The 10350-nt window shown below is 49.3% G+C and carries 11 protein-coding genes; all 11 read right to left on the bottom strand.

Annotated features, from left to right (window positions below; all coding sequences use genetic code 11):
- Window positions 1–397 precede the first annotated feature (397 nt).
- The gene (lysS, locus tag KNO73_RS14435; protein WP_078145918.1) at window positions 398–1888 is read right to left on the bottom strand and encodes a lysine--tRNA ligase; all 1491 of its coding nucleotides are present in this window, start codon (window positions 1886–1888) and stop codon (window positions 398–400) included.
- Window positions 1889–2036: 148 nt separating this feature from the next.
- Window positions 2037–2975 (bottom strand): tRNA dihydrouridine synthase DusB, encoded by a 939-nt coding sequence (gene dusB / locus KNO73_RS14430; RefSeq protein ID WP_371328160.1) that lies wholly within the window; start codon window positions 2973–2975, stop codon window positions 2037–2039.
- A 70-nt stretch (window positions 2976–3045) separates the two neighbouring features.
- Window positions 3046–3543 carry a 2-amino-4-hydroxy-6-hydroxymethyldihydropteridine diphosphokinase gene (gene folK, locus KNO73_RS14425; protein ID WP_074035335.1) on the bottom strand — a complete coding sequence of 166 codons (498 nt, stop codon included), beginning with the start codon at window positions 3541–3543 and terminating at the stop codon, window positions 3046–3048.
- Window positions 3540–3905: a dihydroneopterin aldolase gene (gene folB / locus KNO73_RS14420; protein WP_159563162.1), complete on the bottom strand. Its 366-nt coding sequence runs from the start codon at window positions 3903–3905 to the stop codon at window positions 3540–3542. The genes folK and folB overlap by 4 nt, the downstream gene beginning before the upstream one ends.
- The gene (gene folP / locus KNO73_RS14415; RefSeq protein WP_214689603.1) at window positions 3898–4683 is read right to left on the bottom strand and encodes a dihydropteroate synthase; all 786 of its coding nucleotides are present in this window, start codon (window positions 4681–4683) and stop codon (window positions 3898–3900) included. The genes folB and folP overlap by 8 nt, the downstream gene beginning before the upstream one ends.
- Before the next feature lie 11 nt (window positions 4684–4694).
- The gene (locus KNO73_RS14410; protein WP_215112669.1) at window positions 4695–5513 is read right to left on the bottom strand and encodes an aminotransferase class IV; all 819 of its coding nucleotides are present in this window, start codon (window positions 5511–5513) and stop codon (window positions 4695–4697) included.
- On the bottom strand, window positions 5497–6081 hold the full coding sequence (pabA, locus tag KNO73_RS14405; RefSeq protein WP_078145924.1) for an aminodeoxychorismate/anthranilate synthase component II: 585 nt from the start codon (window positions 6079–6081) through the stop codon (window positions 5497–5499). The genes KNO73_RS14410 and pabA overlap by 17 nt, the downstream gene beginning before the upstream one ends.
- Complete coding sequence (locus KNO73_RS14400) at window positions 6078–7427, bottom strand: anthranilate synthase component I family protein (RefSeq protein ID WP_143404795.1); 1350 nt, start codon at window positions 7425–7427, stop codon at window positions 6078–6080. The genes pabA and KNO73_RS14400 overlap by 4 nt, the downstream gene beginning before the upstream one ends.
- 124 nt (window positions 7428–7551) lie before the next feature.
- Window positions 7552–8505, bottom strand: coding sequence for a cysteine synthase A (cysK, locus tag KNO73_RS14395; RefSeq protein ID WP_012727717.1), 954 nt, complete (start codon window positions 8503–8505; stop codon window positions 7552–7554).
- Between the two features lie 84 nt (window positions 8506–8589).
- Window positions 8590–9519 (bottom strand): Hsp33 family molecular chaperone HslO, encoded by a 930-nt coding sequence (hslO, locus tag KNO73_RS14390; RefSeq protein ID WP_159563166.1) that lies wholly within the window; start codon window positions 9517–9519, stop codon window positions 8590–8592.
- A gap of 19 nt (window positions 9520–9538) precedes the next feature.
- Window positions 9539–10303, bottom strand: coding sequence for a type III pantothenate kinase (locus KNO73_RS14385; protein ID WP_074035307.1), 765 nt, complete (start codon window positions 10301–10303; stop codon window positions 9539–9541).
- Between the last annotated feature and the right edge of the window lie 47 nt (window positions 10304–10350).

Raw genomic sequence — 10350 nt, 5'->3', positions numbered from 1 at the left:
CGCCAGCGTTCGTCCTGAGCCAGGATCAAACTCTCCAAAGAATTTGATACAGCTCTTAAATTGACGAAGCTTGCGCTTCATTCAAAAATAGTAAAACTTATTTTTGCCTCATCGTTCAGTTTTCAAAGTTCGTCTGCCGCTCTTGGCGACTCTTAAAATAATACAAGTCATCGACACAGTTGTCAACCACTTTTTTATTTCTTTTCCGCTGCCATCAGCGGCAACGTTTATTACTTTACCGTACACCTCTCATTAACGCAAGGGGTTTTTCTAAAGTTTTTTTAAAAAAGTTTTTTATCTATAGCATTCCTTCTGTTTAACGGCTTACCTATGCGTTTCGAGGCTGACAAAAAAAGAAGCCGGATCATATTAACGGATGATCCGGCCACTAAATTGATTATTGTTGATGGCGCATCGTTGGGAAAAGAAGAACGTCACGGATTGAAGGCGCGTTCGTCAATAACATGACGAGGCGGTCAATCCCGATTCCAAGTCCGCCTGTTGGCGGCATACCATATTCAAGTGCCTCAAGGAAATCGTTGTCGAGTTCATGTGCCTCATCGTTACCTGCTTCTTTTTCAAGCAACTGTGCTTCAAAGCGTTCACGTTGATCGATTGGGTCATTCAACTCCGTGAAGGCATTCGCATGTTCACGACGAACAATGAACAACTCGAAACGATCCGTGAAGCGTGGATCTGTTTCATTCTTCTTCGCCAATGGTGATACTTCAACCGGGTGTCCTGTGACAAATGTCGGTTGAAGCAACGTTTCTTCTACTTTCTGCTCGAAGAATTCATTCACGATATGACCAAACGTCATATGATCTTGTACTTCTACACCGTGTTCTTTTGCGAGAGCACGTGCTTCTTCATCGGACATTTGTTGCCAGAAATCGACACCTGTCTCTTCTTTAACAAGGTCGACCATATGTGCACGTTTCCAACCGATGCCAAGATGAATTGTATCTTCACCATACTGCACATCTGTTGAACCGAGTACTTCTTTCGCTACGTGCGCAACCAATTCTTCCGTCAAATCCATGATGTCGTTGTAATCTGCATAGGCTTCATACAATTCGATCATCGTGAATTCAGGGTTGTGACGTGTAGAGATCCCTTCGTTACGGAATACACGTCCGATTTCGTACACGCGCTCGAGTCCACCAACGATCAAGCGTTTCAAGTGAAGTTCGATGGCAATACGCATATAAAGTTCCATATCCAACGCATTATGATGCGTTAAGAACGGACGCGCCGCTGCTCCACCCGCGATTGTGTGTAACATCGGTGTTTCCACTTCTAAATATCCTTTTTGATTTAAGAAGTTGCGAATCTCCGAAATGATGCGGCTACGCAAAATGAATGTCTGACGCGAGTCCTGGTTTGTAATCAAATCAAGATAGCGTTGGCGATAGCGCTGTTCCACGTCTTTTAATCCATGGTATTTGTCCGGAAGCGGGCGAAGCGCCTTCGTCAATAATTCAAACTCTTCCACGTGAATCGAAAGCTCACCAACGTTCGTTTTAAAGAGCTTCCCTTTCACACCGACGATGTCACCGAGGTCTGAAGACTTGAATAAGTCAAACGGCTCATCCCCGACATCGTTTTTGCGAACGTAAATTTGAATTTGACCTGTCACATCTTGAATGTGGGCAAAGAAAACCTTCCCTTTTCCACGTTTCGTCATGATGCGTCCAGCCAATGTGACTTCTACATCTTGTTCAGCCAAAGCCTCTTTTTCAATTGATTCATACTGCTCATGTAATTCACCTGCGTGTGCAGAACGATCAAAGCGGTGACCGAACGGGTCGAGACCGCGCTCACGCATATCGGTCATCTTCTCAAAACGAACCTGCATTTGATCATTCATTTCTAACTCGTGGCTCACTATTCCATTCACTCCTCTATCCATATTGGGTTTCTCTCTAACAAAAAACTGTCGACCCGATGGCCAACAGCACAGCCGAAGCCGTTCATTCGTTGTGGTGCACTTTTTCGCCAAACAAGCTTACCATAAATTAGTTCTTTTCACTAGTTCACACTTCTGACAGTTGTCGTTCGAGTTGGTCCACAAATCCATAAAGGACCGCCGCGAACGCTTCGCGCGATTCCGTTTCGTTGATTTGTTTGCGAATCGGACCACTGCCTTTCAACCCTTTCAAATACCAGGCCGCGTGTTGACGCATTTCGCGTACGGCTGTCAGCTCACCTTTGATTGCACTCAACCGGTCGAGATGAAGCATGCAGATGTCGATTTTCTCACGCGCCTCTGGTTCCGGCGGGAGCTCCCCTGTTTCAAGGTACTGGACCGTTTGATAGAGCATCCACGGATTCCCAAGTGCCGCACGTCCAATCATGACGGCATCCACGCCATATTGGTCAATGACACGCTTCGCGTCTTGTGGTGTGGCAATGTCCCCGTTCCCTATAATCGGTACGGTCGCGACTTTCTTCGCCTCGCCAATCCAGTCCCAATTCGCGGTTCCTTCATATTGTTGGGCACGCGTACGTCCATGAATGGCAATGGCTGCCGCTCCACCTGTCTGAGCCGCCTTCACATTGTCCAAAATAAAGATGTGATCATCGTCCCAACCAAGGCGCATTTTCACCGTGACCGGTTTTTCGACGACATTCGTGACGGCATTCACCATCTCATATACTTTATCCGGGTCGAGTAACCACTTCGCCCCTGCGTCACACTTCGTCACTTTCGGTACGGGACAACCCATGTTGATATCAATGATATCCGCGTTGGTGTTTTGGTCGACGTACTGCGCCGCTCTGACGAGTGTATCTTTCGAACCGCCGAAGATTTGTAAACTGAGCGGTTTCTCTCGTTCATCGACGTATAGCATGCGCATCGTCCGAGCGTTCTCGAGCAAGATTCCTTTATCGCTAACCATTTCGGCACAGACGAGTCCCGCTCCGAACTCTTTTGCAATCAAACGAAAAGCAGGGTTGGTCACGCCAGCCATCGGTGCGAGGACTGCACGGTTTTTAATCTCTATGTTTCCAATCTTAAAGCCTGTCAAGACAACACATCCTTCATTTCACCAAATTCCTAAGCAACTGTAACCGGACGACATCTTGGCGGTCCGTCATCGGTAGCCCTTCGAGCCAGGAGGCGACCGTTTGTCCGCGAACGACGAGTTCTGGTGCGATCTCCGCTAACGGGGCGAGAACAAATGCACGTTCCTGCATGCGCGGATGCGGAACCGTTAAGTGTTCTGATTGTATATCTTCCCCATTATAAAAGAGGATGTCAAGGTCGATGGTACGCGGTCCGTTCTTAAATAGACGTTCCCGTCCTAATCGTTGTTCGATCTGTTGAAGCGTGTTGAGCAGTTCGTCCGAGGATTGGCGACTCTCGACTTCGACCACCATATTAAAAAACGAAGGTTGCTCTGTATATCCGACAGGAGCCGTCTCATAGACCGACGACTGTTTCGTGACGTGGAGACCTGTTCGCTCCATCTCATCGATTGCCGCAGACAACTGTCTAGCCCGATCTCCGATATTGGCGCCTAATGCAATATAAATCATGACGTCCGTCCCCTTGTCATCTCGATTGCCACTGAGTCATAGTGTCCCGGGATGGGTGGGTCCGGTTTAATGACTTTAACCGTCACACGTTGAATCAACTCACTATGCGCCAACACGGCTGTCGTGATGCGTTCTCCGAGTGTTTCTAACAAATTGACCGGTTCTCCCGTCACAATATCTTCCGTCAACTGATACAAGCCGGCATAGCTGACCCCATTGTTCAAGTCATCCGAACGTCCCGCAGGCGCGAGATCTAGTTCACACATTAAATCCACGTGAAACCGTTGACCGAGACGGTTTTCTTCTTCAAACACCCCATGATAACCGTAAAAACGCATCCCGTTCACAAATATTTTATCCATGTCTATCCCCTCCAATCATCGCATCCATCATCTTCGCCGCACGGGCGTTCGCTTTGACGTCGTGCACGCGAACCCAGTCGCACCCCTTCATGATGCCAAGACACGTCGTCGCAATCGTTCCTTCGAGCCGTTCCTCTGTCGGTAAATCGAGCGTAAGCCCGATAAACGACTTACGCGACGTGCCGAGCAGAACCGGATACCCAAGACGTGTGATCACGTCGAGATGATTCATGAGTTCAAGGTTTTGCGCCACGTCTTTCGCAAATCCGATGCCCGGATCTAACCAAATGTGCTCATCCCTTACGCCTGCCGCATGTGCAATCTCAATTGATTCCTGTAGATCGCTGACCACATCTTCAATGAAATGATGGTAGTCCCGGTCTGTTCGGTTGTGCATGAGAATGATGGGAACCCCACATTCGAAAGCGACACGTGCCATCGAGCGGTCTCCCCATTTCGAACCCCATACGTCATTGATGATCGTCGCACCGGCCTCGATTGCCGCTCTCGCCACCATCGGCTTATACGTATCAATCGAAATCGGGACATCGATTTCGTTTTTTAGTCGACGGATGATTGGGACGACACGTTCAATCTCTTCTTCCTCGGAAACAAGTACTGCGCCCGGCCTTGTCGATTCTCCACCGATATCAATCGCATCGGCACCTTCTTGTACGAGTTGTTTCGCATGTCGTACAGCTTCCTCGATTGCCGTATACCGTCCCCCATCCGAAAACGAGTCCGGGGTCACGTTTAAAATACCCATGATTTTCGTCATGTTTCCGCCTCCTAACCAAGTGAGCGAACGAGTTTCGCCCACACTTCGTTAAATCGTACCCCGTCTTTACCGGGGTATCTCAGATTTCCATAATGCGTCACCGGAGCGACTTGTTGGATTGAATTCGTCATCCAAATCTCTTTCGCTGCAGTCAATTCTTCAAATGTCACGGGTTGTTCGACTACAGAGAAATGGTCTATCACCCATTGTCGCGTCACACCTGCGAGTGCTCCGCTCGAAAGCGGAGTCGTGTATAACCTATCATCTGGACCGACCCAAAAAATGTTCGACACGAGCCCTTCCACTACACATCCATGCTCGTCCGCAAATAGTCCTTCAGCACTCTGGTCTTGTAAGGTCCGTTTCCCAAGGATATTGTTCATGTAATGATGCGATTTTAATCGAAAAGCTGCTTCAGGACGACTTCTCGGAAACGGGATCGGTTCGACTCGCTTTTCCTGTGGTACGACTTCTGAGGAGAGCGGTTTGACGATCAACGTGACGTTCGGTGTCTCATAACGCCCCGCATAGAGACCAAGTGGTGCAACCCCCGCCGACACGTTCAAGCGGATATAGAGGTCGGGTGCATCATTTTGACGGCACAGTTGCTGAATCGCCGTCCCGATTTCTTCTTTCGTAAACGGGAAGTCTATCCACAGCTCATCGAGACTCTTTATCAAGCGCTCCCAGTGGGCATCGAACAGGAAAGGGACGAATTCATATGTACGGAACGTCTCGAACAAGCCCATTCCATACAAGAAACCGTGATCTTCAACCGGGATCAACACCTTCTCACGCTCGACTAACTCTCCGTTATGCCAATACCACATGACGATACTCCTCGATAAAGTTTCGAATCATTTCTTTCCCATGCTCAGTCAAAATCGCTTCAGGGTGATATTGCACCCCTTCGATCGGAAGCGTTCGGTGACGGAGTGCCATGATTTCTCCAGTCTCCGTCTCTGCAGTGACCATTAGACACTCTGGTAGCGACGAACGCTCCACGGCCAACGAATGGTAACGGGTCACAATCGTCTGTTGTGGAATCTCCTTGAAAATCGATTTTCCGTCATGTTGAATCTTCGACGTTTTTCCATGCATGAGCCGCTCCGCATGGACGACTTCTCCGCCGAACGCTTGCGCAATCGCCTGATGTCCGAGGCAAACCCCTAAAATCGGGATACGACCTGCGAACGCTCGGATTGCCTCGATGCTAATTCCCGCCTCATTCGGAGTGCAAGGTCCCGGCGAAATGACAAGATAACTCGGGGCAAGCGCCTCAATCTCTTGAATCGTGACTTCATCGTTTCGATACACGACCAGTTCTTGACCGAGTTCACCGAAATATTGCACCAAGTTATACGTAAATGAGTCATAGTTGTCGATCAATACAATCATGTCGTTTCCTCCGTCATGTGTTTCGCCGCCCATAGCGCCTTCGCTTTGGACAGGGATTCTTCATATTCCGAGACCGGATCCGAATCAATCACGATACCTGCTCCCGCTTGAACGTATGCGATTCCGTCTTTCACGACCATCGTTCGAATCGTGATATTGAAGACAAGGTCGTCATTCCAACTTAACCATCCATATGAACCGGTGTAGAGTCCCCGGCGAACTGGTTCGAGTTCTTCGATGATTTCCATCGTTCGAATTTTCGGGGCGCCGGTGATGGTGCCGCCTGGGAACATCGCTGCTAGCGCTTCGGCTCCTGATACTTCATCCCGAATCGTACCCCGTACGTTCGAGACGATATGTTGTACGTGTGAGTATTTCTCAATCACCATCAATTCATCAACATGAACGCTGCCATATGCCGCCACCTTGCCAAGGTCGTTCCGTTCGAGGTCGACGAGCATGACGTGTTCTGCTCGCTCTTTCTCGTTTTCAAGCAACGTGTTCGCCAACTCTAGGTCCTCCACATCATCTTTGCCACGTGGACGCGTACCCGCGATCGGGCGCGTCGAAATGTCGGTTCCATGTTTTTCAAGCAACAACTCTGGTGAAGCGGAGACCATCGTCAAAGCGTCGTCCACGAAATAGCCCATATAAGGAGATGGATTCATTTGTCGCAACGTATCATATACACGACGCGGGTCAGCGAGAAGCGGTTCAGACTGCCGAACGCTCAAGTTCACTTGGAACACGTCCCCTTCTACGATATAGGACTGAATCCGTTTGACCGCTTCAACAAACTCTTCCTGGGACATGGAGCGCGATCGCTCTACCGATGACTGCCCTGTCGGCTTGAACGCGTAATGCGACTCGACGTTCCACATGGCCGCCAATCGGTCCGCCTTACGTTCTGCACCTTCCTTCGCCGTCACCATCAAGTACAGAGTCGAATCCACTTCATCGAACACCGCCACCTCATCAAACAGAAGAAACGAGACGTCTGGTGTCGACAAATCATCCTCCGCTTGCTCAGGGAGACGTTCAATCGTCCGGGCCACATCATAACTGACATACCCGATCATGCCACCAAAGAAAGGAGGAGCCCCTTCCGGACGCTCGGCCTCAAATCGCTTCCGCACCTCACTGACGAGCTCAAGCGGCTTTCCGTATAGCGTTTCGGTCGTATCGCCCACTTGCAAGAGTCCGACACCGTCTTTTACATGAAAGCGACCGAACGGCTCGATTCCCGCAATCGTATACCGTCCCGCTCTCCCACTCTCTAACCATGCATGATACGGTTGATCCGCTGTCAACGTCATGTAGGCCTCATACATCTTCTCTTTCGTCATCCGCTTTGTTCTGAACGCAGTCGATCTCACATGTCATTCCTCCGTCTATTCATTCATGCCTTTTATTGTACACAAGAAAAGGCAGCAATCGAAAGAGAATGTCTCTCGATTACTGCCTGAAATGTTATACGCGACTCTCGTTTGACTCTTCATCAAACTGATAGAGCGGTGTGCTCAAGTAACGTTCACCGTTTGACGGGATAATCGCCAATACATTTTTCCCTTTACCAAGACGTTTCGCTGTATCAAGCGCTGCCGCAATGGCAGCTCCTGAAGAGATACCACCGAGGACACCGTTCGTACGTGCCGCCTGACGAGCGTATTCGAACGCTTGCTCTGTCGTGATTTGAAGAACCCCTTCATAAATCTCCGTGTCGAGGATGGATGGAACGAATCCAGCCCCAATCCCTTGAATCTTATGAGGTCCCGGCTTCCCGCCTGATAAGACAGGTGAATCGACCGGTTCAACGGCGAGAATTTTTACGTCCGGGTACTTCGCCTTCACGACTTTACCTGCGCCAGTAATGGTACCGCCTGTCCCGACTCCGGCAATCAAAGCGTCGACTGAAAGTCCTGATTCTTCAAACGCCTCCACAATCTCAGGTCCCGTCGTCATTTCATGAACGTTCGGGTTGGCTGCGTTATTGAATTGTTGCGGGAGGAAGTAGCCATGTTTCTCGGCTTCTTCAGTAGCGCGACGAATCGCCCCACCCATCCCTTCAGGTCCTGGTGTCAAAATCAATTCGGCCCCGTATCCACGAAGGAGGTTTCGGCGTTCCATGCTCATCGTTTCAGGCATAACGAGAATGGCTTTATATCCTTTTGCGGCACTGACCATCGCGAGCCCGATGCCCGTGTTTCCGCTTGTTGGCTCGATGATTGTATCACCTGGCTTCAAGATACCGTCTTTTTCGGCCGCTTCGATCATGGCGAGGGCGATCCGGTCTTTGACGCTTGATCCCGGGTTCATATATTCGAGCTTCAGATACACGTTGGCATCCTCTGGTCCAGTCATTCCGTTCAATTTCACAATCGGAGTCTTTCCAATCAAGTCTGTTACTGAGTTTACGATACGCATTGCATTTCCTCCTTCATAATTCCGACTATTCCGATATTGTTATCATACCCTATCGAATTGAAAATATGCAATTTGGAACGTTGCTTACGCCTGTGCCTGTACTTTCATCGTCTCTAACTGTTCCGCTGAGAAATGATACTTTTCGCCACAGAAATGGCATACGGCTTCAGCTCCGCCATCTTCTTCAATCATCTGACGAATCTCTTCTTTTCCGAGACCGATAATGGCGCTTTCCATTCGTTCACGGCTGCATGTGCAGTTGAACTGGATCGGGTTCGTGTCGAGGACATCGAGGCTATCGCCAAGGAGTAATTGAAGCATTTCTTCTGGCGTTTTTTCTTCACCAATCAAAACCGATACGGGTGGGAACGTCTGAAGTGCTTTTTCGAGCGCTTGTACCGTCTCTTCAGAAGCGTTCGGGAGCAACTGGACGATGATTCCACCTGCAGCAAGAATCGATTCATCTTCCGGTAAGACGAGGACACCCGCCCCGACGACTGACGGTACTTGCTCAGATGTGGCGAAGTAGTACGTGAAGTCTTCACTGATTTCGCCCGTTTGAATCTCTGAAGAACCGCCGACATAGTCTTTCAATCCTAAGTCTTTAATGACAGAAATGGTTCCTTTTCCGACGGCTTCGCCGACTTTCAATTTCGTCAACCCTTGTTCGTTGACGAATGTACCGCCATCGACACGCGGGTACGACACATATCCACGAACATCTCCCGCTGTATCCGCGTCCACGATGATTTTCCCGATTGGACCATCACCTTCTACTTTAAGCGTGACACGCGCTGCACCTTTTTGCATCGCTCCAATCATCGAGCCGATCGTCATCGTCCGTCCGAGGGCAGCTGAAGCAACTGGTGTCGTTTGATGACGAAGTTGCGTCTCATATACCGTTTTTGTCGTGCGTGCGGCAAAGGCACGAACCTCTCCGTTAAAACCGAGGGCACGAACGAGATAGTCATCCTTCATCTGGTCGAGTAATGCTTGTTGTTCTGTATGAATCATATGATTTAACTCCTTTAGTTTACTTTTGATTGCGCTCGTAAATGAGACGGAGGCCTTCGAGTGTCAGGAACGAATCCACATGGTCGATTGTCTCTGCATGTTCACTGATCAATCGCGCCAGCCCACCCGTTGCAATGACAGTCGCTTCACCGACTTCACGCTTCATCCGGTTCACGATACCGTCCACTTGGGCCACATATCCATAATATGTCCCCGATTGCATCGCTTGAATCGTGTTCTTCCCGATGACTGTCGGCGGGGTCGCCAATTCAATCCGAGGTAGTTTCGCGGCACGCTGATAGAGTGCCTCCACTGAGATCATGATACCTGGTGAGATGATTCCGCCATGGTAACGACGTTTCTCATCGATGTAACAATACGTGGTTGCCGTTCCAAAATCAACAATTATGAGTGGACCGTCATACTTGGCGATTCCAGCCACCGCGTTAACGATTCGGTCGGCCCCGACTTCGCGAGGGTTCTCGACGTGAATATCCAATCCTGTCTTCACACCTGGTCCTACAACGATTGGACGTACATTGAAGTATCGTTGCGACATTTGTTCAAGTGGGAAAATAACAGGAGGTACGACAGAAGATAAGATCACTCCCTCGACCTGGTCGAACGAGACGTTCGAATGATCGAATAGCGATTTCACCAGCATGCCGTACTCGTCGGTCGTTTTTGTACGATCCGTTGAGATGCGCCAATGGTGTACGAGATGATCTCCATCGTACATCCCGAGAACAATATTTGTATTTCCAACATCAATCACTAAAATCATGATATAGTTCCTCACTTTGTTGTCAATTGCAGTTCGCTCGAATTATA

Source organism: Exiguobacterium sp. s83 (genome assembly GCF_018617095.1).
Taxonomy (GTDB): Bacteria; Bacillota; Bacilli; order Exiguobacteriales; family Exiguobacteriaceae; genus Exiguobacterium; species Exiguobacterium profundum.
This window is presented reverse-complemented; position numbering and strand designations above follow the sequence as displayed.